Source organism: Cedecea sp. P7760, assembly GCF_013386425.1.
GTDB lineage: Bacteria > Pseudomonadota > Gammaproteobacteria > Enterobacterales > Enterobacteriaceae > Cedecea > Cedecea selenatireducens.
Genome location: NZ_JACARU010000078.1, coordinates 43,898 through 68,243 on the forward strand (window position 1 = coordinate 43,898; position 24,346 = coordinate 68,243).

Below are 24,346 nucleotides of genomic sequence, written 5' to 3' on the forward strand. Positions count from 1 at the left end.
AAGCCTAATGCCAAATTTAATCGTTTGTCACCGGGAGTCAAATCCAACAAACTTGCCTCGTCTGACGGGCCCGGACTGCTATCATCTCTCTAAGGAAGGTTATCCATTATGAAAAAATCCCTCTGCCTGACGCTGCTCCTCGCCGCCTCATGCTCAAGCTTTGCCGCGCAAAAAGAACTGACCGCGCAGCAGATTGAAAAGCTCGTAAACCGCACCGTTGCGCCGTTAATGAAGGAACAGGCGATACCCGGTATGGCGGTGGCGGTAATCTATAAAGGCTACCCGCTGTATTTCACCTGGGGCAAGGCCGATGTGCAGCGTAACCAGCCGGTGACCCGGGAAACCCTGTTTGAGCTGGGCTCGGTCAGTAAAACCTTTACCGGCGTGCTGGGCGGCGATGCTCTGGCTCGCGGTGAAATTAGCCTTAGCGATCCGGCACAAAAATACTGGCCTGAACTGACCGGCGATCGGTGGCGGGGGATAACTCTGCTTCAGCTGGCAACCTATACCGCCGGTGGCCTGCCGCTGCAGGTGCCGGATGAAGTGACCAATAACGACGCTCTGCTTAAGTTCTACCAGACCTGGCAGCCACAGTGGGCTCCGGGTACGCAGCGGCTTTACGCCAACGCGAGCATCGGCCTGTTTGGTGCGTTGATGGTGAAACCGTCGGGAATGAGCTTCGATAAGGCCATGTCAAAACGCGTCTTTGAGCCGCTAAATCTCACGCACACCTGGATTAACGTTCCTGCCACGGAAGAGAGCCGCTATGCCTGGGGCTACCGCGACGGCAAGGCCGTGCGCGTCTCGCCCGGTATGCTGGATGCGGAAGCCTACGGCGTGAAGTCCAGCATCGAGGATATGGCGCACTGGGTCCAGGCCAACATGGCACCCGACCGTCTCGAGGATAAAACCCTGCAGCAGGGCATTCGGCTCGCGCAGTCCCGCTACTGGCGCGTGGGCAGCATGTATCAGGGGCTTGGCTGGGAGATGCTGAACTGGCCGGTGAAGGGGAAAACTATTATTGACGGTAGCGACAACAAGGTCGCTCTTGCGCCGCACCCGGCTACGCTCATTGACCCACCTGTGCCCGCAGTGAAAGCCTCGTGGGTACATAAAACCGGTTCAACGGGCGGCTTTGGTAGCTACGTGGCCTTCATTCCTGAGAAGCAGTTGGGTATCGTGATGCTGGCCAACAAAAGCTATCCGAATACGGAACGGGTTAGAGCCGCCTACGCTATTCTCGAAGCGCTGCAATAAACATGACAATGGCCTGCATCATGCAGGCCTTATTATTTCCGGCTTCGCTCACACTTTATTTCCTGCCGCCATCTACACTTAGCTAAAAACCCTGGAAGGAATCTGCTATGCGCATTTGGCCCGCTGTCACCGCGCTTGCGGTTGCATTATTCGTTGTCTCCTGTAGCGCCCCAACTCCCCCGCCCAGCGTCACGGTGGTCCAAAACTTCGACGCCAAACGCTTTATCGGTACCTGGTATGAAATCGCCCGCTTAGACCACAGTTTTGAAAGCGGCCTGAATCAGGTCACGGCTACCTACAGTTTTATGGATGATGGCGGTCTGCGCGTGATAAATCGCGGGTTTAATCCTGACAGGCAGATGTGGCAGCAGGCTGAAGGTAAAGCGTATTTCACCGGAGACCCAAGCGTCGCGGCGCTCAAAGTCTCGTTCTTTGGCCCGTTCTACGGTGGCTATAACGTGATTGCGCTGGATAAAGAGTATCGCCACGCGCTGGTGTGCGGGCCGGACCTCAGCTACCTGTGGATCCTTTCCCGCACGCCAACTATCAGCCGCGACCTCAAACAGCAGCTGCTGGCCATCGCTGCCCGGCAGGGATTCGCGGTGGATAAATTGATTTGGGTGAAACAACCCGGCAGTTAATGCGTGGAAAGTTTCAGTCCGATGATGCCAATAACGATCAGAGCCAGGCTAGCCAGACGCATCGGGTTAGCCGACTCGCCAAGTAGCAAAATCCCGGTGATGGCCGCGCCAACGGCACCAATCCCTGTCCACACGGCGTAGGCCGTTCCCGTAGGTAGCGTTTTCATCGCCCAGGCGAGCAAAGCCATACTGACAACCATCGCAATAATGGTGATAACGCTAGGCCACAGGCGGCTAAAGCCATGGGTGTACTTAAGACCAACCGCCCATACAACTTCCAGTAATCCAGCGATAAACAGAACGATCCAGGCCATAACAGCTCCAGTAAAAATGGGGCCGTCCCCGTTGTGAGATGCGCTTGCGGGTCGTCCCGTAAGGCTTAGGTGAGAAGGTCATTTTAGCACCCAAACGGCTGCCTGAAAATCCGTCCGCCCACGGCGCTCATTGAAATAATCGTTTCACCGGCCAGGCCTTACTAAGCCTGGAATTGACAGCGAATTCGAGCGCATTTCCGTGATTCATTTTGCCAAAATTATTCATATGATAAAACGTGGTTTGCCAGCCTGCAAACGCCGCAGTAATGATTAACGTGAAGCGTGAAAATGTATAAAATATTATTGGTTGATAGGTGTTACTTCAGCCGTCAGGGACTGACGCACTTGCTCAATCAGAAAAATAATCTGGCTACGGCAGTGAGTATTTCAGAGACAGACAGTTTGCTTCTCGCCCGGGAAAGAATAATTAAATGGCAACCTAATATGGTGATAGCCGATTTCAACAGCTTCTCAACTGCATTGCATAATATCCAACAACTTTCGACTATTTATTCTGCCTGTGGTGATACCACGCGTTTACTGCTGTTGCAAAGCGGGCAGCACTCCACCATTGCCGAGTACTGTGCCGCGCAGGGCAGTACTGATATTTGGGATAAGTCACTATCATTACCTGCGCTAACGTCGCTCATTCAGCAGACTATTGCGACTCGCCCGCCATTCCGCGAAGTGAAACGGCATATTACTCCGCTGCTGACCTTACGCGAAGAGAGAATATTAAAACTCTGGAAGGAAGAAGCTAATAATGAATATATCGCACGGGTAATGGATATAAGCGTAAAAACGGTTTATACGTATAAGCGAAACATTCGTTTAAAGCTCGGCGCAGATAATAGACTATCGCTATTTCTGAATATTCCTGAGACGGTTTTAGAATAGCGGCACGGTTATATTACCGTACCGCAAATCGTTATTGCTGAGCTTTTGTTGCCGCACCAGAAATAGCATGGCCGCCGCTCTGGATATCCTCACCTACACCGCGCGTGGTGTTGCAGGCGGTCAACAAGGATGAAAGAACGACGAGAGAGAAAAACGCAGCAAGGGTTTTCTTAATCATGAGCTTTTCCTTTTACCTGTGTTGTTTGTGTATAGCTCGTTAAGCATAGACAAAAAATGGCACAACGAAGGAAAAGCGAAGCGATTTAGGACTACGTGAAGTTATTTGTTGGCCGCGCGCTCGATGGCACCGCCGAGATGTTGCAGGTCTTCGCCAAAACCACGCGTGGTATGACACCCCGACAGCGCAGCGGCCAGCAGCGAGATAAAAAGAAGCTGTTTCAGTAAACGGTTCATTTTCCCTGCCCTGATAAAGCGGCGGCGCGAGCCTGAGGCACCGCGCCGCGAACCTTCGCGAAAATTACTTCACGCGAGAAACGTATTCACCAGAACGGGTGTCAACTTTGATGACTTCGCCGATCTGTACGAACAACGGAACTTTAACCACGGCGCCGGTGGTCAGGGTAGCTGGCTTGCCGCCGGTCCCTGCGGTATCGCCTTTCAGACCTGGATCGGTTTCAACGATTTCCAGCTCAACGAAGTTTGGTGGGGTCACGGAGATTGGCTGGCCGTTCCACAGGGTCACGATGCACTCAGCCTGGTCCAGCAGCCATTTAGCGTTTTCGCCAACGGCTTTCTCGTCCGCAGCCAGCTGCTCGAAGGTTTGGTTGTTCATGAAGTGGTAGAACTCACCGTCGTTGTACAGGTAAGTCAGGTTCATATCGACAACGTCAGCGCCTTCTGCAGAGTCGGTAGACTTGAAGGTTTTCTCAACGCGGGTACCGGTCAGCAGACGACGCAGCTTAACGCGCGCGAATGCCTGGCCTTTGCCCGGTTTTACGAATTCGCTGGCTTCAACCGCGTACGGTTCGCCATCCATCATGATTTTAAGACCGGCACGGAAATCGTTGCTAGAATAAGTCGCCATAAGGCCCTCTGAATTTGTTAACTGGTAGCTTAGCCAAAAAAATGGCACACATTGTAACCCTAAATCCCCCTCACAGAGAAGATTGGTTAACGCAACTTGCCGATGTTATAACCGATCCTGATGAACTGCTGCACATTTTAAATGTAGCCGCTGATGAAGAATTGCTCGCCGGACGTGAAGCAAGGCGTCTTTTTGCCCTGCGCGTCCCTCGTGCCTTCGTCGAACGCATGGAGAAAGGCAACCCTAACGACCCGCTGCTGCGCCAGGTTTTGACCGCAAAACAGGAGTTCGTTGCCGCCCCCGGTTTCACAACCGATCCGCTGGAAGAGCAGCACAGCGTGGTGCCAGGCCTGTTGCACAAATACCGCAACCGCGCCCTGCTGCTGGTGAAAGGCGGCTGTGCCGTAAACTGTCGTTATTGCTTCCGTCGCCATTTCCCTTATGCCGACAACCAGGGCAACAAGCGCAACTGGCAGACCGCGCTCAGCTACATCAGCGAGCACCCTGAGCTGGACGAAATTATCTTCTCAGGCGGCGATCCGCTGATGGCGAAAGATAACGAGCTGGACTGGCTCATCGGCGAGCTGGAGGCCATTCCTCACATCAAGCGCCTGCGAATTCATAGCCGCCTGCCGATCGTCATTCCTGCCCGCATTACCGATACGCTGGCGGCAAGAATTGCCCGCTCATCGCTTCAGGTGCTGCTGGTAAACCACATTAACCACGCCCAGGAGATTGGCGACGATTTCCGCTCGGCCATGGCGAAGCTGCGCCAGGCTGGCGTCACGCTGCTCAACCAAAGCGTGCTGCTGCGCGGCGTGAACGATAACGCGCAAACGCTGGCGAATTTGAGCAATGCATTATTCGATGCAGGCGTGATGCCGTATTACCTGCACGTGCTCGACAGGGTTCAGGGCGCGGCCCACTTTATGGTGGAAGACGAAGAAGCCCGGGCTATTATGCGGGAGCTGCTGACGTTGGTTTCTGGCTATATGGTACCGAAGCTGGCAAGAGAGATTGGCGGAGAGCCAAGCAAGACGCCGCTGGATTTGCAGCTGAGGCAGAAGTGAGAGCGTAGCGCTCTCACCCTGCTCTTTTCTCCCAACAGAAGAAAAAGCCGCTCAGTGTGGCCGTCTTCTGCTGGGTGAGGGTAAGGCTTACTGAATCAGTTCGGGCACTTATAAACCTGGCCGGTCATTTTGCTGGCCGTTGGCGCAAAGCTCGACAGCAGGGTCTGGGTTGGGCTGCTCACGCCGTACAGCACGTTACCGCCCATCTCGGCCGCATTGTTACGCAATGCATTCGCCGCGCCGCGCATCGAACCGCCTTCATCACCGTGCTGGCCTGACAGCCAGTTGCTCTGTTCCCCGGTGGCGGTGCCTAACAGACGGCATTCGCTACCCGGCTTGTCTTCCACAAAACGAACGCTCTGGCCGCTGGAGCTCAGCTGATTGCCCGTGCTACATCCTGCCAGCAGCAGCGCTGCCACAACCACTCCCGATGAGACTTTCATGCGCATGTTATTCCCCGTAATCAAGGTATTGAGCCGTTATTGCCCGGTATGACCTTATACCAGACTGTGAACAAAAGAAAAAACCCTCAGACATTTCTGACTGAGGGTTTCTTTAACACAAGGTGCGAAGGCGAATTACATCATGCCGCCCATGCCACCCATGCCGCCCATACCAGCAGCGCCTAAGTCAGGCGCATCGCCTTTAGGCATGTCGGTAACCATGCACTCGGTAGTGATCATCAGGCCCGCAACGGAAGCCGCGTACTGCAGCGCAGAACGAGTTACTTTGGTTGGGTCCAGGATACCGAAGTCGATCATGTTGCCGTATTCTTCGGTAGCTGCGTTGTAACCGTAGTTACCTTCGCCCGCTTTCACCGCGTTGGTGACAACAGATGGCTCTTCACCGGCGTTAGAAACGATCTGACGCAGAGGTGCTTCCATCGCGCGCAGCGCAACTTTGATACCCACGTTCTGGTCTTCGTTCTGAGCGGTCAGATCAGCCAGTTTCGCAGCAACGCGAACCAGCGCTACGCCACCACCGGCAACCACGCCTTCTTCAACCGCAGCACGGGTAGCGTGCAGGGCATCGTCGACGCGAGCTTTTTTCTCTTTCATTTCAACTTCGGTAGCAGCACCGACTTTGATTACCGCTACGCCGCCCGCCAGTTTCGCTACGCGTTCCTGCAGTTTTTCACGGTCGTAGTCAGAAGTTGCTTCTTCAATCTGCTTACGAATCTGACCAACGCGGCCCTGAATAGCGGCTTCTTCACCCACGCCATCGATGATGGTGGTGGTGTCTTTGTTGATAACAACGCGTTTAGCCTGGCCGAGGTCTTCCAGGGTCGCTTTTTCCAGCTCCATACCGATCTCTTCAGAGATAACGGTACCGCCGGTCAGGGTTGCGATGTCCTGCAGCATAGCTTTACGGCGGTCGCCGAAGCCAGGTGCTTTAACCGCAGCCACTTTCACGATGCCACGCATGGTGTTAACCACCAGGGTAGCCAGCGCTTCGCCTTCAACGTCTTCAGCGATGATCAGCAGCGGTTTGCCTGCTTTCGCAACGGCTTCCAGCACCGGCAGCATTTCGCGGATGTTGGAGATTTTTTTGTCAGCCAGCAGGATGAACGGGCTTTCCAGCTCAACAGCGCCAGTTTCTGGCTTGTTGATGAAGTATGGGGACAGGTAGCCGCGGTCGAACTGCATACCTTCCACAACGTCCAGTTCGTCTTCCAGACCGGTACCGTCTTCAACGGTGATCACGCCTTCTTTACCGACTTTATCCATCGCTTCTGCGATAAGTTTACCTACGGTTTCGTCGGAGTTAGCGGAGATAGTACCAACCTGTGCAATCGCTTTAGAGTCGGAGCACGGTACGGACAGCGCTTTCAGCTCTTCAACAGCAGCAACAACGGCTTTATCGATACCGCGTTTCAGGTCCATTGGGTTCATGCCGGCAGCAACGGCTTTCAGGCCTTCGGTGATGATAGCCTGAGCCAGTACGGTTGCGGTGGTGGTGCCGTCGCCTGCAGCGTCGTTCGCTTTAGAGGCAACTTCTTTCACCATCTGCGCGCCCATGTTTTCGAACTTGTCTTCCAGCTCGATTTCACGCGCTACGGAAACACCATCTTTGGTGATGGTCGGTGCACCGAAAGATTTATCCAGGACCACGTTACGGCCTTTAGGACCGAGGGTAACTTTCACTGCATCTGCCAGTACGTTAACGCCGCGCAGCATTTTTACACGAGCGTCGTTACCGAATTTTACGTCTTTAGCTGCCATTTCTTCTATTCCTCAAATTCGTTCAGGTTCGTGCGTCAAATTACGCTTCAACAATTGCCAGGATGTCGCTTTCGGACATGATCAGCACTTCTTCGTTGTCGATTTTCTCGGACTTCACGCCGTAGCCATCGTTGAAGATAACGATGTCACCCACTTTCACGTCCAGCGGCTGCACGCTACCGTTTTCCAGGATGCGGCCTTTACCGACAGCAACGATCTCGCCACGCGTTGATTTGCCCGCTGCGGAGCCAGTCAGAACGATGCCGCCCGCAGATTTGGACTCAACTTCTTTACGCTTGACGATGACACGATCATGTAATGGACGAATGCTCATTGATAGCTCTCCTTTGAGAAAGTCAGTATCAGATAGTTAGGTAACGCCGTCCCAAATGGGTTATCGGCTGGTGACCTGATTAATGGGGATGCGCCTTCCCCCCTTCAAGGGGGGAAAACAAAAAAAACTAAAATTTAACGATCGTCCCGGCGCTGGTCGTCGAGGCGCTTTGGTCCATCGTCTTTGCGCTGAAACTCGCCGTCGAAGGTATCGCCACCCTCGCTGCCGGCGCTAAAACCGCCGCCCGGCATGCGGGAGAAACGCAAATGCGGCATCAGCTTCAGCGTCAGGTGCTTTTGCACCGGCGGCAGAAGCAGCAGCAGGCCGAGGAAGTCGGTAAAGAAGCCCGGCAGCATCAGCAGGATACCGGCCATGATCAGCGAAACGCTTTTGATCATCTCCGCCGCAGGGCTTTCGCCCGCCGCCATCTTCTGCTGCATCAGCATCAGGTTTTTAAAGCCCTGATTACGCACCAGGGACAGGCCAATCACCGAAGTGAAAATAACCAGAATCAGGGTCATAAAGACCCCCAGAACGTGTGCCACCTGTATGAACAGCGAAATTTCGATGTAAACATAGAGGAAAAAGGCAATAAACGGGATCCAGCGCACTATACGCTCCTGTCAATGGGCGAGCCCGGTAGTGGCCTCGCGAAAAATGGATTGGCAATTATGCGTAGGGGTGAAATGGCGACGACATAGACAAAGATCAATGCTTATTCAGTGAATTTTTTCTGGAAATTTTCAACTATTGACCTATATCACATATTAATAATTGTTATGCGCAGCGGGTTTTAATAAGTGATCCAGGTTACTGCTTTTCGCTATCATCAGCATATCATCACGATAACGCGGTCGAATATGGACATAATCGTCGGCCTATTAAGCTCACAACCACATTTCGTGTGTGTGAATAATACAGCGCATTTATCTGCAGCTTTACTAAGAAGGTTCACATGTTAAATAACATTCGTATCGAAGAAGATTTGTTGGGTACCAGGGAAGTGCCAGCGGATGCCTATTATGGTGTTCACACTCTGAGAGCGATTGAAAACTTCTACATTAGCAACAGTAAAATCAGCGACATACCGGAATTTGTACGCGGTATGGTGATGGTGAAAAAAGCGGCGGCAATGGCGAACAAGGAACTGCAAACCATTCCGAAGAGCATCGCGAACACCATCATTCAGGCCTGTGATGAAGTCCTGAACAACGGCAAATGCATGGATCAGTTCCCGGTAGACGTCTACCAGGGCGGCGCGGGTACTTCCGTTAACATGAACACCAACGAAGTGCTCGCCAATATCGGTCTGGAACTGATGGGCCACCAGAAAGGTGAATACCAGTTCCTGAACCCGAACGACCACGTCAACAAATGCCAGTCCACCAACGACGCCTACCCAACCGGCTTCCGTATCGCGGTTTACACCTCGATTATCAAACTGATCGACGCTATCAACCAGCTGGGCGAAGGCTTCCAGCGTAAAGCGGTTGAGTTTGCAGAGATCCTGAAAATGGGCCGTACCCAGCTGCAGGACGCGGTGCCGATGACCCTCGGCCAGGAATTCCACGCGTTTAACGTGCTGCTTACCGAAGAAACCAAAAACCTGCTGCGCACTGCGGAACTGCTGCTTGAAGTTAACCTTGGCGCAACCGCCATCGGTACTCGCCTTAATACCCCGGATGGCTACCAGCAGCTGGCGGTTCAGAAGCTGGCGGAAGTGAGCGGCCTGCCTTGCGTACCGGCAGAAGACCTGATTGAAGCAACCTCCGACTGCGGCGCTTATGTCATGGTGCACAGCTCGTTGAAACGCCTGGCCGTGAAGATGTCGAAAATCTGTAACGACCTGCGCCTGCTCTCTTCCGGCCCGCGTTCCGGCCTGAACGAAATTAACCTGCCGGAATTGCAGGCGGGCTCGTCCATCATGCCGGCCAAAGTGAACCCGGTAGTACCGGAAGTGGTTAACCAGGTCTGCTTCAAAGTTATCGGCAACGACACCACGGTGACCATGGCTTCTGAAGCCGGTCAGCTGCAGCTGAACGTGATGGAGCCGGTGATTGGCCAGGCGATGTTCGAGTCCATCCACATTCTGACCAACGCCTGCTACAACCTGCTGGAAAAATGCATCAACGGCATCACCGCGAATAAAGAAGTGTGTGAGAGCTACGTGTATAACTCCATTGGCATCGTGACTTACCTGAACCCGTTCATTGGCCACCACAACGGCGATATCGTCGGCAAGATTTGTGCGGAAACCGGCAAGAGCGTGCGCGAGGTCGTGCTGGAGCGCGGCCTGCTGACCGAAGCCGAGCTGGACGATATTTTCTCCGTCCATAACCTGATGCACCCGGCTTACAAAGCTAAGCGCTATACCGATGAAAACGAACAATAATTCATCAGCATAAACGCCAAAAGGCACGTCCAACCGGACGTGCCTTTTTCATTTCAACGGTATACGAAAACATAACAACTCATTTTCATCTCATTAAAACTTCAAGGAAGCAACCATGATAGTCATCGAGCTCATCATCGTGTTAGCAGCGATTTTTCTGGGGGCAAGGCTTGGCGGGATAGGCATTGGCTATGCGGGAGGGCTGGGGGTTTTAGTTCTCGCCGCGATGGGCGTAAAACCCGGCAGCATCCCCTTCGACGTTATTTCCATCATTATGGCGGTGATCGCGGCTATCTCAGCGATGCAAATTGCGGGCGGCCTGGATTACCTCGTCAATCAAACTGAAAAACTATTACGCAAAAACCCTAAATACATCACGATTCTTGCCCCGATTGTGACCTGGTTTTTGACCATCTTCGCCGGTACCGGCAACATCTCGCTGGCCACGCTGCCGGTGATTGCCGAAGTCGCCAAGGAACAGGGCATCAAACCCTGCCGTCCGCTCTCAACGGCGGTGGTTTCGGCCCAGATAGCCATTACCGCCTCGCCGATTTCCGCCGCGGTAGTTTACATGTCGTCAGTGATGGAAGGCCATGGCGTCAGCTACATCCAGCTGCTGTCGGTGGTTATCCCTTCCACGCTGCTGGCGGTGCTGGTGATGTCGTTCCTGGTGTCTATCCTGTTTGACTCAAAGCTGTCCAATGACCCGGTTTACCTCAAACGCCTGGAAGAAGGCCTGATTGAGCTGCGCGGCGACAAGCAAATCGAGATTAAACCTCGCGCCAAAACCTCCGTCTTCCTCTTCCTGCTCGGCGTGGTTGGCGTGGTTATTTATGCCATCGTCAACAGCCCAAGCCTTGGCCTCGTCGCTACGCCGCTGATGAATACCACCAATGCGATCCTGATTATTATGCTGTCGGTCGCTACCCTGACCACCGTTATCTGCGGCGTAGAAACGGAAAGCATTCTCAACTCCAGCACCTTCAAGGCCGGCATGAGCGCCTGTATTTGTATTCTTGGCGTAGCCTGGCTGGGCGATACCTTTGTTTCCGCAAACATTGACTGGATCAAAGAGACCGCAGGCAGCGTGATTCAGGGCCACCCATGGCTGCTGGCGGTAATTTTCTTCTTTGCTTCGGCGCTGCTTTACTCCCAGGCCGCGACGGCTAAAGCGCTGATGCCGATGGCGCTAGCTCTGAGCGTTTCGCCGTTAACCGCCGTCGCTTCTTTCGCCGCCGTCTCTGGCCTGTTTATTCTGCCAACCTACCCGACTCTGGTCGCCGCGGTACAGATGGACGATACCGGCACCACGCGTATCGGTAAATTTGTCTTCAACCATCCGTTCTTTATTCCCGGCACAATGGGCGTAGTGCTGGCGGTCTGCTTTGGCTTCGTGTTCGGCACCATCCTGCTGTAAATCTCTTCAAAGACGGGTCGTTATTCGGCCCGTCCTTCCCTCCTCATGCTATAGTCGATGCCGTTTCCTCCCATAATGAGGTTTGTGATGTCGATGACTCAGGCTGTCGTTGTACTCTGTACCGCACCGGATGAAGCCAGCGCTCAGGACCTGGCCGCGAAAGTCCTGGCGGAAAAACTTGCCGCCTGCGTAACGCTGCTGCCGGGCGCGACTTCGCTCTATTACTGGGAAGGAAAGCTGGAGCAGGAGTATGAAGTACAAATGCTGCTCAAGAGCGACGTGGACCACCAGGAGGCGCTGCTTGCCTGCCTGAAAACCCATCACCCTTACCAAACGCCAGAGCTGCTGGTTCTGCCAGTTGCACACGGAAACAGTGAATATCTCTCATGGCTCTACGCATCATTACGCTAGTCCTGCTGCTTTGCAGTTCGCAGGCCTTCGCCGGGCTGTTTGACGCCCAGAATAAAACCCAGTTTGTCCCGGTCGACCAGGCCTTCGCCTTCGACTTTCAGCAGTCCGATCGCCAGTTAACCCTCAACTGGCAGATAAAACCCGGCTACTACCTTTACCGCCAGCAGATAAAAGTGGTGCCCACCAGCGCGGACATTGCGCCTCTGGCTATTCCCAAAGGCACCTGGCACGAGGATGAGTTCTACGGCAAAACCGAGATCTTCACCCAGCAGCTGAATCTGCCGATTACGATTAACTCCGCCGGTAAAGGCTCGGCCATCAGCGTCACCTACCAGGGCTGCGCCGAAGCCGGGTTCTGCTACCCGCCGGAAACGCGCGTTGTGCCGCTGAATGCAGTCGCTCCTCTGGATCAACCCGACTCTGCAGTTGATTCCCCCCTCTCTCCTGAAGGGGAGAGGGCCGGGGTGAGGGGCGCAGACGACTCCGCCCCCGCATCGCTCCCCTTCTCTGCGCTGTGGGCCTTCCTGATCGGCATTGGCATCGCCTTCACGCCCTGCGTGCTGCCGATGTACCCGCTGATCTCCGGCATCGTTCTGGGCGGTAAACAACGCCTGTCCACCGCCAGAGCGCTGCTGCTGGCCTTTGTTTACGTCCAGGGCATGGCGCTGACCTACACCGCTCTCGGTCTGGTCGTTGCCGCCGCCGGGCTTCAGTTCCAGGCCGCGCTACAGCATCCCTACGTGCTGATTGGCCTGTCGGTGCTTTTTATCCTGCTCGCCGCATCGATGTTCGGTCTGTTCACGCTGCAGCTGCCGTCGTCGCTGCAAACGCGCCTGACGCTGATGAGCAACCGTCAGCAAGGTGGCTCGGCGGGCGGCGTCTTTGCTATGGGCGCGCTGGCCGGGCTTATCTGCTCGCCGTGCACCACTGCGCCGCTGAGCGCTATCCTGCTGTACATCGCGCAAAGCGGAAATATGTGGCTCGGCGGCGGCACGCTTTACCTTTACGCGCTGGGCATGGGCCTGCCGCTGATCCTGATCACAGTCTTCGGCAACCGCCTGCTGCCGAAAAGCGGGCCGTGGATGGAAAGCGTCAAAACCGCCTTTGGTTTTGTGATTCTGGCGCTGCCGGTATTCCTGCTGGAACGCGTACTCGGCGACACCTGGGGGCTAAGGCTGTGGAGCCTGTTGGGCGTAGCCTTCTTCGGCTGGGCGTTTATCACCAGCCTCGGGGCGAAGAAATCCTGGCTGCGCGTGCTGCAAATCATCCTGCTGGGTGCCGCGCTGGTCGCCGCTCGCCCGCTGCAGGACTGGGCTTTTGGCTCTCCGGCATCCGCTCAGGCAGTCCCTCACCTCAGCTTTAGCAAAATAGCTAACGTTGAGCAGCTCGACGCCGCGCTGGCCAACGCGAAAGGCAAACCGGTGATGCTCGATTTGTACGCCGACTGGTGCGTGGCGTGTAAAGAGTTTGAGAAATACACCTTTAGCGATCCGCAGGTGCAAAAAGCGCTGTCTGATACCGTTTTACTCCAGGCCGACGTCACGGCAAATAACGCCGATGACAAAGCCCTGTTGAAGCATTTACAGGTGCTTGGCCTGCCGACCATTTTATTCTTTGATACTCACGGCCTCGAGCAGCCAGCAGCCCGCGTAACGGGCTTTATGGATGCCCGCGCGTTTAGCGAGCATTTGCGCAATCGCAGCCAGTAAACAACACTTGATCCGTTGGGAAACGTAAGGAGAAAACCGTGCAACGCGAAGAAGTTTTAGAGCACGCCCTGCATGTCCTTGAACGTGAAGGCATTGCCAGCACGACGCTGGAGATGGTGGCGCAAGAAGCCGATTACCCGCTCGCTGAGGTTCGACAGTTTTGGCCCGACAGCGAAGCCCTGCTGTACGACGCCCTGCGCTACTTAAGCTCGCAGGTAGACGTCTGGCGGCGCCAGCTGATGCTGGATGAAGAGATGACGCCGGAGCAAAAGCTGCTGAAACGCTACCATGCCCTGACCGAATGCGTGAGTAACCAGCGCTACCCCGGCTGCCTGTTTATTGCCGCCTGCACGTTCTACCCCGACGCCGCGCACCCGATTCATCAGCTTGCAGACCAGCAGAAAAAAGCGGCCTGGGAGTACACTCACGAGCTGCTGACGCAGATGGAAGTGGATGACCCGACGATGGTCGCCCACCAAATGGAGCTGGTGCTGGAAGGCTGCCTGAGTAAGCTATTGGTGAAGCGCAGCCAGGCCGATATCGACACAGCCAGGACCCTTGCGGAAGATATTCTGCGCTTTGCGCTGTGCCGCACCGGCGGGGCATTAACCTGAAGCACGTCTTTTTGCTGCCCTTGACTGAAAAGCAGGCAATCAGCATAGTTTTAGGGATTTTTTATGACAAAGCCGTTGACGCCTGGCGGCCTTTACGGTTTAATGCGGCCCGTTGCCCGGATAGCTCAGTCGGTAGAGCAGGGGATTGAAAATCCCCGTGTCCTTGGTTCGATTCCGAGTCCGGGCACCACTATTTAAAGAAACCAGCCTACGGGCTGGTTTTTTGCTTTCTGGCGTCTGGACTCTCCATCGAACAAGTTCGATTATTCGTCTCATCCTGAGACTCACCCCTTCGGGGCCAGCGCAAGCGCTGTTCAAACGCCTTCGGCGTTAGTCCGAGTCCGGGCACCACTATTTAAAGAAACCAGCCTACGGGCTGGTTTTTTGCTTTCTGGAGTCTGGCGTCTGGACTCTGGACTCTCCATCGAACAAGTTCGATTATTCAGCCGCGTCAACATCGCCCTCTTCCAGCCACCTTTCCAGTGCCAAATAAAAGCGACGGCGCTCCTCTGCACAAATGTCCAAACGGGGATCTAACCTGGTTTTTTTGAGTGATGTGTAGAGCGGCGGTTCTTACGAACCCCAAAAAGCATTTAGCCTACTGAAGCCAAAAATTCAGCGTGATCAGGCCGCAGGTGAGCAGCGCGGTGAGGATTAATTCGAAACTGTAGCGTCGCAACATTATCTGAACTCCAGAAAGAAACACCCGGCAAGCCGGGTGTTTGTGTTAACGCTTCAAGCTAACGGGGTAGCCCCGCCTGACTTATGCTGCTGGCTGAACAGCTGGTTTTGCTGCAGCTTTATGGTGTTTTTTCACGTGTTTCTTAGCAGCCTGCGCTTTCTGAGCAACAGGTTTTACTGCTTTTTTATGATGCTTTTTAGCCGCCTGAGCCTTCTGTGCTGCCGCAGGTTTTACTGCTTTTTTGTGGTGCTTTTTGGCAGCCTGAGCTTTCTGCTCGGTCGCTGGCTTAGCGGCTTTTTTGTGATGCTTTTTAGCGGCCTGAGCTTTCTGAACGGCAGCTTTTTTGTGTTTCTTATGGTGCGTTACTTTTGCCGCTGGAACTTTAGCAGCAGGTGCAGCGGCGGTGGTTGCCGGAGCAGCGGCTGGTGCGGTAGCGGTAGTGTCAGCAGCGAAAGCAGCGGAAGACAGACCCATAGCAGCGGCAACAACCAGAGCTAATACTTTTTTCATTTCGACATCCTCGAATTTGTTTTTGTGTGTACCCCACTGCGGGGCCGTTGAAATGAACTATAGGCGTGTCGAATAAACTCTTCAGTGAGTGTTTGGTATCGGCGTGTAATGAAATGTACAACACACACGCTGCTGGCCTGCCAGGCTGTTTTCAGCCGTCATTCCCCGACACGTCCCGGTAAACCATCAGATTGTTACGCTTCTCACCGGGACGATTATCTTCCCAGAAAAATGTCATTCCCGCAGGCGCAGGCTGTAGCTTATCGCCGAGCACAATCAGCCAGCGGCAATTCTCAGGCCTGCTGAAGGTCTTTTGTGGCCGATGCAGAATGCCTGCAAAGTAGTAGAGCATCGGTGCTTCAGATTCACCAATGCGGTAAGACGCCATACAGTCATGCGCCTGGTACTGCCCGGCAAGGTGACTTTTGAGATCGGTAAAGACGCCTTCGTAGCCTTTACTGTAATCGAACCAGCCGACCATCAAGGTAAACGCCACGCTCCAGACAGAGACCGCACCTAATCCCCAACTCAGGGCGGCACGCAATGCCGGGTTGAGCGCACCAGATAAACGCGCGCGGCTAAACCACAGCGCAGTGATAGCCAGAGCAAACAGGCACAGCGGCCAGGAGAAATGCAGCTCGTAGCTCGTCGGCAGCCAACGCTCAAGAGGATCCAACCACCCTCTTTTATCGCCGCTAATCTTCAGCAGATAGACGCCCCACACCACCACCAGCAGGACTGACCAGAGCGTGGCGGCAAAATAAGAGAAATAACGTAGCGTTTTCTCTTTTATTAACGGCAGCAGCTGAGAGCCCAATATGGCCAGCGGGCCAACAAAGGGCATCAGATATAAAGCACGGCTGCTCGCCGACATCTGCAGAACAATAATCCCCAGCAGCGGAAACAGAGTAATAGCAAAGTCATCCTGACTCTTCAGGCGCTTAAGAGGGTGACGGAGAAAATATAGCGTTGCCAGTATGCCGGACGGCAGTGCAAAAAGCACAATCGCCTCGGGGACTCGCATCAGATTGGCTTTAGCCCCGAGCTTTGCAACAGAAAACCCCAGGAAGCGGCCAATGTTATTTTCCCAGAACCACACTATAAACAGATCCGGATGCTTCATATAAAGCAGCACCGGCCAGGGAAGAATAAAGGCAAGTGAAACGACTCCCGCAAGAATAACAGGCTTCCAAAAGGATTTTGTCCGGCATTGCGCGAAAAATAGAGAACTAAAAAATAGCGTTATCCACAGCACGCCGGGAATAAAAACGCCTTTCGATAACAGGGTGACCACCGTCCCCACGCAAACCCATACGGCCGAGGCGGCTATTTTTTCCTGACGGATAAGTCCTACAATGCCATAGAGCGCCACGGTTGCACCGGCAGTGAGGGCCGTATCGCTGAACATATCATGGCTGTGACGCAGAATGCCCGGCGCGCTGACATACACGGTGAAAGCTAGCCAAATACGGTAATCCGTCAGGCTTTCACTACGAAATACTCTCCTCGCCAGCAGAATAAAAAATGAAAAATTAATAACAGAAAACAATAACGTTGCGGTGCGAGCTGCATCATGCATCGGCAGTACGCCAGAGAATAAATGCACCATCAGCGTGGCCGTCCAGTAATAAAGCGGTGGTTTTTCCATAAAAGGCTCACCGGCATTCACAGGCACCAACCAGTTGCCTGTTTCATACATGGTTTGAATCACGCCAAAAGTATAATTTTCATCCTGCTTCCACGGCGTATGCCCATATATTCCCGGCAACAAATAAATAAACAGAAAACCAATAAACAGAAGGAGTACTTTTCCATCCTTGCGCTGCAACATAAAAACATCACTCCTTTACATGATTTGACTGATTATTTCTGGCGGTAACTAACCAGGAGGCATTTGGAATTAAGGCATACCCTGCCGCAAGACATTACAAACCTGGAACACAACGGAAAATAAACAGCGTGCGTCATTCCAGGCTCATGGCAGCTTTTTGCGGGTTTGTTGATGAAATAAACAGGTTAGAAACATAAAAAGGATCGATCCTGCCATAGACACGGAACGCGCCCCCTCTTTTCAAAGACGCCGCGCAACTTTGACCAAAATCAAAGTTGCATCTGGTTAGCAGGTTAAACGGTGGATATGCGTGACCGGCCTGGATATAAAGGCGAACGATAATAACTATCATTACCGTTCGCAAGGATGAGTTTATGCCAGGGAAACGTAAAACCTACACGGCCTTTTCAGCCATACCTCTGTTTGTTGCGGGAGCCGTTGCCGCTCCCGCCGCTGCATTTGCCCAGGAAAACACCGCGCCTGAAGATACCATCATCGTCAGCGCCAGCCGCTCGGAAACCAACCTCTGGAACAGCCCGGTCACCGTCCAGGTCGTGGACAGAAAAACGCTTGAGAACTCAACCAGCGTCTCGATTGCCGACGATCTGCGTGACATTCCCGGCGTAGAAGTCACGGATAATTCATTGGCGGGGCGAAAGCAGATCCGCATCCGCGGGGAAGCCTCGTCACGCGTGCTGGTTTTGATTGATGGCCAGCAGGTCACCTGGCAGCGCGCCGGCCAGGACTACGGCGCGGGCCTGCTTATCGATGAATCCGCCCTGGAGCGAATTGAAGTTATTAAAGGCCCCTACTCCGTTCTTTATGGCTCACAGGCCATCGGCGGGGTGGTGAATTTCATCACCAAAAAAGGCGGTGACAAGCCGCTGGGCGGGCTGGTAAAAGCCACCTGGAACTCGGCAACGGCAGGCTGGCAGGAATCCGCCGCCGCCTGGGGCAGCATCGGCCAGTTCGACTATCGCATTAACGGCAGCTACTCGGATCAGGGCAACAGAAAAACGCCAGATGGGCGGCTGGATAACACCCACTTTCGCAATAACGGCCAGGGCCTGTGGCTGGGCTACAGCTTCGACCGCCAGAAAATCGGCCTGTCTCTCGACCGCTACCGCCTCTCCACGCAAACCTGGTACAGCGATCCGGCTCACCAGTTCGATACTTTTAGCGTCAGGATCCCGGCAATGACGCGGGAAAAAATCGGGCTGTTTTACGATTATGACGTCGACGGAAACTACCTGAAAAAAATCCACCTCGATGCCTATAACCAGACCGTCGAACGCCAGTTTGAAAATGAAGTCGCCACTACGCAGCCGATTCCCTCGCCCATCATCCAGGCGTTAAGCGTAAAAAATCAGACCCAAACCCACGATAAGCAGTACACCCAGGGCGTGACGCTGCAAACTAACTTCTCGCTGCCGGCCGGGAACGATCTGGTGCTTGGGGCGCAGTATCAGCACGACAAAGTGAACCAGAATTCCAGCGGCTACACGCGCCAGACGGCGAAAACCGGGTTCTTTGATATCGAAACCCGCACCCGGTCGCAGGATAAATCAGAGCAAACTAATACCTCGCTGTTTGCTCAGAACACCTGGCATCTGGCCGATGACTGGACCTGGACCGTGGGAGCCAGGCAATACTGGCTGGCCTCAAAGCTCATCAACAGCAGCTCGCAAACGGTTGAAGGCGGTGTGGCAACCAGCAGCACCAAAGGCGACAAGTCGACCAGCGATAGCCAGTTTGTGGGTGCCACCAGCCTGAACTACTCCGGGTTTAAAGATATCGAGCTGCGCGCCGCCTTTGCCCAGGGCTACGTCTTCCCGACGCTGGTACAGCAATTTATGCAAACCTCCGCCGGCGGCGGCCTGACTTATGGCAACCAGAACCTGAGCCCTGAACATTCCAATAACTACGAAATCGGTGCCCGCTATAAGGGCAATCTGTGGTTGGTGGACGGCACGGCATACTACTCCGAAGCGAAAGATTACATCGCTTCGCGGGCCTGCGAAGGGCAAGCCGTTTGTCAGGGAAACAGCGGCAGCGCACGAGCCGACTACCGCTACTACGACAATATCAATCGAGCCAAAACCTACGGCATAGAGCTCAGCGCCGAGTATAACGGCTGGGCCATCTCCCCTTATCTGAGCGGTAACCTCCTGCGTCGTCAGTATCAGAGCAGCACGTTGAAAACCTGGGATACCGGGGAACCCGCCGTTAACGGCCGCTTTGGGGTCAGGCATACGCTTATGCTCAACGCCATGAACCTCACCTCCGACGCCTTCATCCGCGCCGCTTCCCGAGCCAAAGAAAATACCGGCGACGGTGAAAGGCGCTACCCCGGCTGGGCTACGCTGAATCTGGCGGTAAATGCAGAATTTGGTGACAACGACCAGTACCAGGTCAACTTTGCGCTGAATAATCTGACCAACAAGCGCTACCAGACCGCCCACGAATCTATTCCGGAAGCGGGCTTCAATACGGCCCTCGGCTTTGGGTGGAAATTCTGATGAAGAAAAGTCATTTTGCCGTACTGCTGGCGCTGACGGCGTCATTTTCCACCGCTGCCGGCGAGCGGCTGGTTGTTGCCGGAGGTTCACTGACAGAACTCGTTTACGCGCTGGGCGCAGGCGCTCAGGTAGTTGGCGTAGACGAAACCACAGCCTGGCCGCCGGAAACGGAAAAATTGCCGCACACCGGCCCGTGGATGCAGCTCAGCAGCGAAGCCATATTGTCGCTGCGCCCTGAGCGCTTCATCACCTGGCAGGACGCTGGCCCACACATCGTCTTTGAACAGCTTAAAAAAACCAAAGTGAACGTGCTGTTGCTCCCACGAGTTCCCGCCACGGTCGAACAAATGTATGAAAATATTCAAACACTTGCTAATGCCCTGGGTAGCCCGCAGCAGGGCAAAGCACTGATTGCCAGCCTGCGCCAACGGCTGGAGGCCATAGCCAAAAGCAGTGCCCTCAAACCCCATCCCGTCAGGGCGATGTTTATTCTCTCTGCAGGCGGTAGCCTGCCGCAGGTTGCCGGCGCGGGCAGCGTGGCCGACACCATCCTGAAAATGGCGGGAGCCAGCAATATCGCCGGGCATCGCCAGTATCAGAGCTACAGCACCGAAGCGATGATAGCTGCGAATCCGGACGTGATTGTCGCCACGACCCAAATGACGCAGGGCAACCCTGACGCACTGAAGGCCATTCCCGGCATCACCCACACATCTGCCTGGAAAAATAAGCGGATAGTCATCATCGATCGGGCGCTGATCCTGGGCATGGGCCCGCGTATCGCAGAAGCCGTGGAACTACTGCATCACCAGTTTTGGCCTGATTCCGGGCAGAACGATTAAGGATTACTTCGAAATGAGCGACGCTGAACATGAAACCTGAACTGGATCTCCAGGCGCACTTCGCGCAACCCGGCGGGCAACCTTTTAAAGATCGTCACGCCACCATGCCGTGGCGCGGCGCTGCACCCGTTGCCAAAGAGCAGCTTGAGCAAACCTGGCAGCAGGTGATTGCCAGCCCAGCGCCTCCCGGCAAAAGGCTGGTCTATCTGCATATTCCCTTCTGCGCAACGCACTGTACCTTCTGCGGTTTTTATCAGAATCGCTACGAAGAAGACCACTGCGAGCGTTACACCCACGCGCTGCTCAGGGAAATTGAGCTGGAGGCCAGCAGCCCGCTGCACCAGTCCGCGCCCATTCACGCCATCTACTTTGGCGGGGGCACGCCTTCGGCGCTTTCGGCAAAAGATTTGGCGCGGATCATTACCGCCCTGCGCCGCAGCCTGCCGCTGGCGCCTGACTGCGAAATCACCATTGAAGGCCGGGTGCTGAATTTTGACGATGAGCGCATCGACGCCTGCCTCGACGCCGGTGCAAACCGCTTCTCCATCGGCATTCAGTCGTTTAACAGCAAAATCCGCAAGAAAATGGCGCGTACGTCCGACGGCCCCACAGCCCGGCGCTTTATGGAAAACCTCTGCAAACGCGATCGCGCCGCCGTGGTGTGTGACCTGCTGTTTGGCCTGCCGGGTCAGGATCGGCAACTGTGGGCAGAGGATCTGTCTATCGCGCGGGACATCGGCCTCGACGGAGTCGACCTTTATGCTCTGAACCTGCTGCCGCAAACGCCGCTGGGTAAAGCCGTGGAAAACGGACGTGTTGCGCTACCTTCACCGGCAGAACGCAGGGATCTGTACCTTCAGGGCTGCGACTTCATGGACAGCGCGGGCTGGCGCTGCATCAGCAACAGCCACTGGGCGCGCACCACGCGAGAGCGCAACCTCTACAACCTGCTGATAAAACAAGGCGCAGACTGCCTGGCCTTTGGCTCAGGGGCGGGCGGCTCGGTCAACGGCTATTCCTGGATGGTTGAGCGTAACCTTGAAAACTGGCACACCGCCGTTGCCGCCGGGAAAAAGCCGCTGATGATGATGGCCCGCACCACCGACCCTGGCTACCGCTGGCGGCATCGGCTGCAGGCCGGGATTGAAACTGCACGCGTGCCGCTCGATGAATTGACCGCTGATGCGCCTCTGCTCCAGCCGCTGCTCACCCAGTGGCATGAGTCCGGCCTGACGCGCGATGACTCTCTCTGCCTGCGCCTGACCGACGAAGGCCGCTTCTGGGCCAGTAATATCTTCCAGTCCCTGCAGACGCTGATTTCGACCCTGAATACCCCAATAACAACGGACAACAATCCACAAGGAGCTCCCCTATGACTTCCGTTTCCCTCGCTGACTACTTAAAAACCCAGCCAGACGGCACGCTGGAATCCATCGCCGCACAATATAATGTCACCCTGCTGGACGTAGTGACTCAGTTGCCTGCTCTGGCCCTGGTCAGCGGCGAGCGATTTGACACAGTGTGGGATACCGTTGCCGAATGGGGCAGCGTCACCACGCTGGTGCATACCGCCGACCTGATTATTGAATTTTCCGGCGAGCTGCCTTCCGGCTTCCACCGCCACGGCTACTTCAACCTGCGCGGCAAGAAAGGCATGACGGGGCACATCAAGGCGAGCAACTGCACCCACATCGCGCTGATTGAGCGTAAATTTATGGGGATGGACACAGCCTCGATTCTGTTCTTCAATCAGGCGGGCAGCGCGATGCTGAAAATCTTCATCGGGCGCGACGATCATCGTCAGTTACTGGCAGACCAGCTCGCGGCTTTCCGGGCGCTGGCAGAGACACTTAAGGGAAATATTGCATGACGCCATGGTTAATTTTTGGAGCCGGGGGTAAAGGCGTAGGCGCGCTAACCGCGAAGCTGGCGCTGGCGGAAAGCCGCCCCGTTGTTGCGCTGGTGCGTAACGAAGAGGCTGCAGCAAAACTGCGCGAGGCTGGCGCTCAGGTGATTATCGGTGACGCCTGCGATGCAGACGCGGTCACAGAAGCCTGTCGCCTTGCGGGCCAGGACGCAACCGTCATCTCGACAATGGGCGGCGCGCAGGATTACCTGGCGCACCGCACCGTTATCGACTGCGCCGAAAAATCCGGGATCTCACGCATGGTGCTGGTCACCTCTTTGGGCTGCGGAGAAAGCTGGGCTTACTTGTCCGATCGTGCAAAAGCTGGTTTCGGCCAGGCGGTGCGGGAAAAATCTCTCGCGGAAAGCTGGCTGCAAACCAGCACGCTGGACTTTGCCATCGTTCGCCCCGGCGGCCTGCTTCACGGCGAGCCAACCGGTAAGGCCGTTCTGAGCCAGGCCCCCGAAATTCACGGCATGGTGATGCGTGCCGACGTCGCCGCGCACGTGGCCGAACTGGCAAAAGCCCCCCGCCTGAACTGCCAGGTTTATGGCCTCGTTGAACCGGGGCTGAAACCGGCTTAACACCGTGCCGGGCTTTCGCTTTTCTGGCGGTATAGCCCGGCCAGCTCTTCCCTCTTGCTACACTTCCAGATAGTTTCATTAGATAACTAACCTGAGAAGAAGGCAGATAACGCTATGTCCGAACACAACTACCAGCCACCAAAAGTCTGGACCTGGAACAAGACCGAAGCAGGCCAGTTCTCCAGCATCAACCGCCCGGTTTCCGGCCCAACTCACGAAAAAACGCTGCCGGTCGGCAAGCATCCGCTGCAGCTTTATTCCCTTGGCACGCCTAACGGGCAGAAGGTGACTATTCTGCTGGAAGAGTTGCTGGCGCTGGGCATCAGCGGGGCAGAATACGACGCGCACCTGATTCGTATCGGTGAAGGCGATCAGTTCTCCAGCGGCTTTGTAGAAGTAAACCCAAACTCCAAAATCCCGGCGCTGTTTGACCATTCCGTCACGCCGCCGCTGCGCGTATTTGAGTCCGGCAACATCCTGCTTTACCTCGCAGAAAAATTCGGCCACTTCCTGCCGAAGGACATCGCCGGGCGTACCGAAGCGCTGAACTGGCTGTTCTGGCTGCAGGGTTCTGCGCCATACCTGGGCGGCGGTTTCGGTCACTTCTACCACTATGCGCCGGTCAAAATTGAGTACGCCATCAACCGCTTTGCGATGGAAGCCAAGCGCCAGCTGGACGTGCTCGACAAACAGCTGGAGAATCATCGCTTTATCGCCGGAGATGAATACACCATCGCCGATATTGCGATCTTTACCTGGTACGGTGCGCTGGCAAAAGGCGGCCTGTACGAATCCGCCGAGTTCCTGGACGTGGCTTCTTATAAGCACTTTGGCCGCTGGGCCGATGAAGTGGCTAACCGCCCGGCGGTTAAACGCGGCCGCATCGTGAACCGCACCTGGGGCAATGTGCAGCTGGCCGAGCGCCATGATGCTTCAGATTTTGATGATTTAGGATTGTAGTACTCACCCTCTGGAAGAAGTCTCTTAGCCACAAATATCGTCCATGAAATTCGGCTAAGATTCCGTTCACTTCCAGTCCTGTTCACATGTCACCACCGAACCGGTGAACGACTCGGGGAAGTCACCGTCACTTCCCCGAGACCCCGGACTCCCCACCAAATAAATCGACCGCTAAAGCGGCAGACCTCC

General features: G+C 55.0%; 25 protein-coding genes and 1 tRNA gene. 16 read left to right on the forward strand and 10 right to left on the reverse strand.

What is annotated here, in order from left to right; genetic code table 11:
* Positions 1–105: 105 nt before the first annotated feature.
* On the forward strand, positions 106–1,257 hold the full coding sequence (ampC, locus tag HX778_RS22805) for a CMY2/MIR/ACT/EC family class C beta-lactamase (RefSeq protein ID WP_176983154.1): 1,152 nt from the start codon (positions 106–108) through the stop codon (positions 1,255–1,257).
* 107 nt (positions 1,258–1,364) lie between these two features.
* A complete protein-coding gene (locus HX778_RS22810; protein ID WP_038476401.1) occupies positions 1,365–1,898 on the forward strand; it encodes a lipocalin family protein in 534 nt (177 codons plus the stop codon).
* Here the strand turns inward: HX778_RS22810 and sugE are convergent.
* Positions 1,895–2,212, reverse strand: coding sequence for a quaternary ammonium compound efflux SMR transporter SugE (gene sugE, locus HX778_RS22815; protein WP_038476404.1), 318 nt, complete (start codon positions 2,210–2,212; stop codon positions 1,895–1,897). The two genes, HX778_RS22810 and sugE, sit on opposite strands and share 4 nt — an antisense overlap.
* 288 nt (positions 2,213–2,500) lie before the next feature.
* On the opposite strand from sugE, the gene HX778_RS22820 reads away from it, so the two are divergent.
* Positions 2,501–3,109 carry a response regulator transcription factor gene (locus HX778_RS22820; protein ID WP_038476407.1) on the forward strand — a complete coding sequence of 203 codons (609 nt, stop codon included), beginning with the start codon at positions 2,501–2,503 and terminating at the stop codon, positions 3,107–3,109.
* 31 nt (positions 3,110–3,140) lie between these two features.
* On the opposite strand, the gene ecnB is transcribed toward HX778_RS22820, so the two are convergent.
* From ecnB to efp, 3 genes are all read right to left on the reverse strand, one after another.
* Positions 3,141–3,287 carry a lipoprotein toxin entericidin B gene (gene ecnB, locus HX778_RS22825; RefSeq protein ID WP_038476410.1) on the reverse strand — a complete coding sequence of 49 codons (147 nt, stop codon included), beginning with the start codon at positions 3,285–3,287 and terminating at the stop codon, positions 3,141–3,143.
* 101 nt (positions 3,288–3,388) lie between these two features.
* A complete protein-coding gene (locus HX778_RS22830; protein ID WP_038476413.1) occupies positions 3,389–3,523 on the reverse strand; it encodes an entericidin A/B family lipoprotein in 135 nt (44 codons plus the stop codon).
* A 64-nt stretch (positions 3,524–3,587) separates the two neighbouring features.
* A complete protein-coding gene (efp, locus tag HX778_RS22835) occupies positions 3,588–4,154 on the reverse strand; it encodes an elongation factor P (RefSeq protein WP_038476416.1) in 567 nt (188 codons plus the stop codon).
* Between the two features lie 41 nt (positions 4,155–4,195).
* Here efp and epmB point away from each other — a divergent pair, with 41 nt between their 5' ends.
* The gene (epmB, locus tag HX778_RS22840; protein ID WP_176983143.1) at positions 4,196–5,224 is read left to right on the forward strand and encodes an EF-P beta-lysylation protein EpmB; all 1,029 of its coding nucleotides are present in this window, start codon (positions 4,196–4,198) and stop codon (positions 5,222–5,224) included.
* A gap of 95 nt (positions 5,225–5,319) precedes the next feature.
* Here epmB and HX778_RS22845 read toward each other — a convergent pair whose 3' ends face one another.
* The 4 genes from HX778_RS22845 to HX778_RS22860 form a co-directional block, all read right to left on the reverse strand.
* Positions 5,320–5,673, reverse strand: a complete 354-nt coding sequence (locus HX778_RS22845; protein ID WP_038476421.1) for a DUF4156 domain-containing protein — start codon at positions 5,671–5,673, stop codon at positions 5,320–5,322.
* 129 nt (positions 5,674–5,802) lie between these two features.
* The gene (gene groL / locus HX778_RS22850; protein WP_038476424.1) at positions 5,803–7,446 is read right to left on the reverse strand and encodes a chaperonin GroEL; all 1,644 of its coding nucleotides are present in this window, start codon (positions 7,444–7,446) and stop codon (positions 5,803–5,805) included.
* Between the two features lie 40 nt (positions 7,447–7,486).
* Positions 7,487–7,780, reverse strand: coding sequence for a co-chaperone GroES (locus HX778_RS22855; RefSeq protein ID WP_038476427.1), 294 nt, complete (start codon positions 7,778–7,780; stop codon positions 7,487–7,489).
* A gap of 134 nt (positions 7,781–7,914) precedes the next feature.
* On the reverse strand, positions 7,915–8,391 hold the full coding sequence (locus HX778_RS22860; protein ID WP_038476430.1) for an FxsA family protein: 477 nt from the start codon (positions 8,389–8,391) through the stop codon (positions 7,915–7,917).
* Positions 8,392–8,735: 344 nt separating this feature from the next.
* Here HX778_RS22860 and aspA point away from each other — a divergent pair, with 344 nt between their 5' ends.
* The 6 genes from aspA to HX778_RS22890 all read left to right on the forward strand — a co-directional run bounded on the left by aspA (position 8,736) and on the right by HX778_RS22890 (position 14,513).
* A complete protein-coding gene (gene aspA / locus HX778_RS22865) occupies positions 8,736–10,172 on the forward strand; it encodes an aspartate ammonia-lyase (protein WP_038476433.1) in 1,437 nt (478 codons plus the stop codon).
* Positions 10,173–10,287: 115 nt separating this feature from the next.
* Positions 10,288–11,589, forward strand: coding sequence for an anaerobic C4-dicarboxylate transporter (locus HX778_RS22870; RefSeq protein WP_038476436.1), 1,302 nt, complete (start codon positions 10,288–10,290; stop codon positions 11,587–11,589).
* A 75-nt stretch (positions 11,590–11,664) separates the two neighbouring features.
* Positions 11,665–12,000: a divalent cation tolerance protein CutA gene (gene cutA, locus HX778_RS22875; protein WP_176983144.1), complete on the forward strand. Its 336-nt coding sequence runs from the start codon at positions 11,665–11,667 to the stop codon at positions 11,998–12,000.
* Complete coding sequence (locus HX778_RS22880; RefSeq protein WP_176983145.1) at positions 11,976–13,709, forward strand: protein-disulfide reductase DsbD; 1,734 nt, start codon at positions 11,976–11,978, stop codon at positions 13,707–13,709. Before cutA ends, HX778_RS22880 begins: the two co-directional genes overlap by 25 nt.
* Positions 13,710–13,747: 38 nt before the next feature.
* Positions 13,748–14,323, forward strand: coding sequence for a transcriptional regulator (locus HX778_RS22885; protein WP_038476445.1), 576 nt, complete (start codon positions 13,748–13,750; stop codon positions 14,321–14,323).
* 114 nt (positions 14,324–14,437) lie between these two features.
* Positions 14,438–14,513, forward strand: a tRNA-Phe gene (locus HX778_RS22890).
* A gap of 573 nt (positions 14,514–15,086) precedes the next feature.
* Here HX778_RS22890 and asr read toward each other — a convergent pair.
* Positions 15,087–15,515: an acid resistance repetitive basic protein Asr gene (asr, locus tag HX778_RS22895; RefSeq protein ID WP_071842953.1), complete on the reverse strand. Its 429-nt coding sequence runs from the start codon at positions 15,513–15,515 to the stop codon at positions 15,087–15,089.
* 151 nt (positions 15,516–15,666) lie between these two features.
* On the reverse strand, positions 15,667–17,346 hold the full coding sequence (locus HX778_RS22900) for a glycosyltransferase family 39 protein (RefSeq protein WP_176983146.1): 1,680 nt from the start codon (positions 17,344–17,346) through the stop codon (positions 15,667–15,669).
* A gap of 374 nt (positions 17,347–17,720) precedes the next feature.
* On the opposite strand from HX778_RS22900, the gene HX778_RS22905 reads away from it, so the two are divergent.
* The 6 genes from HX778_RS22905 (at position 17,721) to yghU (ending at position 24,157) form a co-directional block, all read left to right on the forward strand.
* Positions 17,721–19,865: a TonB-dependent siderophore receptor gene (locus tag HX778_RS22905; protein ID WP_176983147.1), complete on the forward strand. Its 2,145-nt coding sequence runs from the start codon at positions 17,721–17,723 to the stop codon at positions 19,863–19,865.
* Positions 19,865–20,707 carry a hemin ABC transporter substrate-binding protein gene (locus HX778_RS22910; RefSeq protein WP_176983148.1) on the forward strand — a complete coding sequence of 281 codons (843 nt, stop codon included), beginning with the start codon at positions 19,865–19,867 and terminating at the stop codon, positions 20,705–20,707. Before HX778_RS22905 ends, HX778_RS22910 begins: the two co-directional genes overlap by 1 nt.
* Positions 20,708–20,736: 29 nt before the next feature.
* Positions 20,737–22,083 (forward strand): heme anaerobic degradation radical SAM methyltransferase ChuW/HutW, encoded by a 1,347-nt coding sequence (hutW, locus tag HX778_RS22915; protein WP_176983149.1) that lies wholly within the window; start codon positions 20,737–20,739, stop codon positions 22,081–22,083.
* Complete coding sequence (gene hutX / locus HX778_RS22920; RefSeq protein WP_176983150.1) at positions 22,080–22,577, forward strand: heme utilization cystosolic carrier protein HutX; 498 nt, start codon at positions 22,080–22,082, stop codon at positions 22,575–22,577. The genes hutW and hutX overlap by 4 nt, the downstream gene beginning before the upstream one ends.
* Positions 22,574–23,197 (forward strand): SDR family oxidoreductase, encoded by a 624-nt coding sequence (locus HX778_RS22925; RefSeq protein ID WP_176983151.1) that lies wholly within the window; start codon positions 22,574–22,576, stop codon positions 23,195–23,197. Before hutX ends, HX778_RS22925 begins: the two co-directional genes overlap by 4 nt.
* A gap of 114 nt (positions 23,198–23,311) precedes the next feature.
* On the forward strand, positions 23,312–24,157 hold the full coding sequence (gene yghU, locus HX778_RS22930) for a glutathione-dependent disulfide-bond oxidoreductase (RefSeq protein ID WP_176983152.1): 846 nt from the start codon (positions 23,312–23,314) through the stop codon (positions 24,155–24,157).
* The last annotated feature ends 189 nt before the right edge of the window (positions 24,158–24,346 follow it).

Excerpts from the sequence above, each read along its gene's own strand:
- asr (WP_071842953.1), bottom strand. The coding sequence starts at position 15,515 with ATGAAAAAAGTATTAGCTCTGGTTGTTGCCGCTGCTATGGGTCTGTCT.
- HX778_RS22820 (WP_038476407.1), top strand. The coding sequence starts at position 2,501 with ATGTATAAAATATTATTGGTTGATAGGTGTTACTTCAGCCGTCAGGGA.
- aspA (WP_038476433.1), top strand. The coding sequence starts at position 8,736 with ATGTTAAATAACATTCGTATCGAAGAAGATTTGTTGGGTACCAGGGAA.
- groL (WP_038476424.1), bottom strand. The coding sequence starts at position 7,446 with ATGGCAGCTAAAGACGTAAAATTCGGTAACGACGCTCGTGTAAAAATG.
- HX778_RS22855 (WP_038476427.1), bottom strand. The coding sequence starts at position 7,780 with ATGAGCATTCGTCCATTACATGATCGTGTCATCGTCAAGCGTAAAGAA.
- HX778_RS22845 (WP_038476421.1), bottom strand. The coding sequence starts at position 5,673 with ATGCGCATGAAAGTCTCATCGGGAGTGGTTGTGGCAGCGCTGCTGCTG.
- hutX (WP_176983150.1), top strand. The coding sequence starts at position 22,080 with ATGACTTCCGTTTCCCTCGCTGACTACTTAAAAACCCAGCCAGACGGC.
- ecnB (WP_038476410.1), bottom strand. The coding sequence starts at position 3,287 with ATGATTAAGAAAACCCTTGCTGCGTTTTTCTCTCTCGTCGTTCTTTCA.
- hutW (WP_176983149.1), top strand. The coding sequence starts at position 20,737 with ATGAAACCTGAACTGGATCTCCAGGCGCACTTCGCGCAACCCGGCGGG.
- cutA (WP_176983144.1), top strand. The coding sequence starts at position 11,665 with ATGAGGTTTGTGATGTCGATGACTCAGGCTGTCGTTGTACTCTGTACC.
- HX778_RS22830 (WP_038476413.1), bottom strand. The coding sequence starts at position 3,523 with ATGAACCGTTTACTGAAACAGCTTCTTTTTATCTCGCTGCTGGCCGCT.
- HX778_RS22880 (WP_176983145.1), top strand. The coding sequence starts at position 11,976 with ATGGCTCTACGCATCATTACGCTAGTCCTGCTGCTTTGCAGTTCGCAG.
- yghU (WP_176983152.1), top strand. The coding sequence starts at position 23,312 with ATGTCCGAACACAACTACCAGCCACCAAAAGTCTGGACCTGGAACAAG.
- HX778_RS22870 (WP_038476436.1), top strand. The coding sequence starts at position 10,288 with ATGATAGTCATCGAGCTCATCATCGTGTTAGCAGCGATTTTTCTGGGG.
- HX778_RS22925 (WP_176983151.1), top strand. The coding sequence starts at position 22,574 with ATGACGCCATGGTTAATTTTTGGAGCCGGGGGTAAAGGCGTAGGCGCG.
- sugE (WP_038476404.1), bottom strand. The coding sequence starts at position 2,212 with ATGGCCTGGATCGTTCTGTTTATCGCTGGATTACTGGAAGTTGTATGG.
- HX778_RS22905 (WP_176983147.1), top strand. The coding sequence starts at position 17,721 with ATGCCAGGGAAACGTAAAACCTACACGGCCTTTTCAGCCATACCTCTG.
- HX778_RS22810 (WP_038476401.1), top strand. The coding sequence starts at position 1,365 with ATGCGCATTTGGCCCGCTGTCACCGCGCTTGCGGTTGCATTATTCGTT.
- HX778_RS22900 (WP_176983146.1), bottom strand. The coding sequence starts at position 17,346 with ATGTTGCAGCGCAAGGATGGAAAAGTACTCCTTCTGTTTATTGGTTTT.
- HX778_RS22910 (WP_176983148.1), top strand. The coding sequence starts at position 19,865 with ATGAAGAAAAGTCATTTTGCCGTACTGCTGGCGCTGACGGCGTCATTT.
- efp (WP_038476416.1), bottom strand. The coding sequence starts at position 4,154 with ATGGCGACTTATTCTAGCAACGATTTCCGTGCCGGTCTTAAAATCATG.
- epmB (WP_176983143.1), top strand. The coding sequence starts at position 4,196 with ATGGCACACATTGTAACCCTAAATCCCCCTCACAGAGAAGATTGGTTA.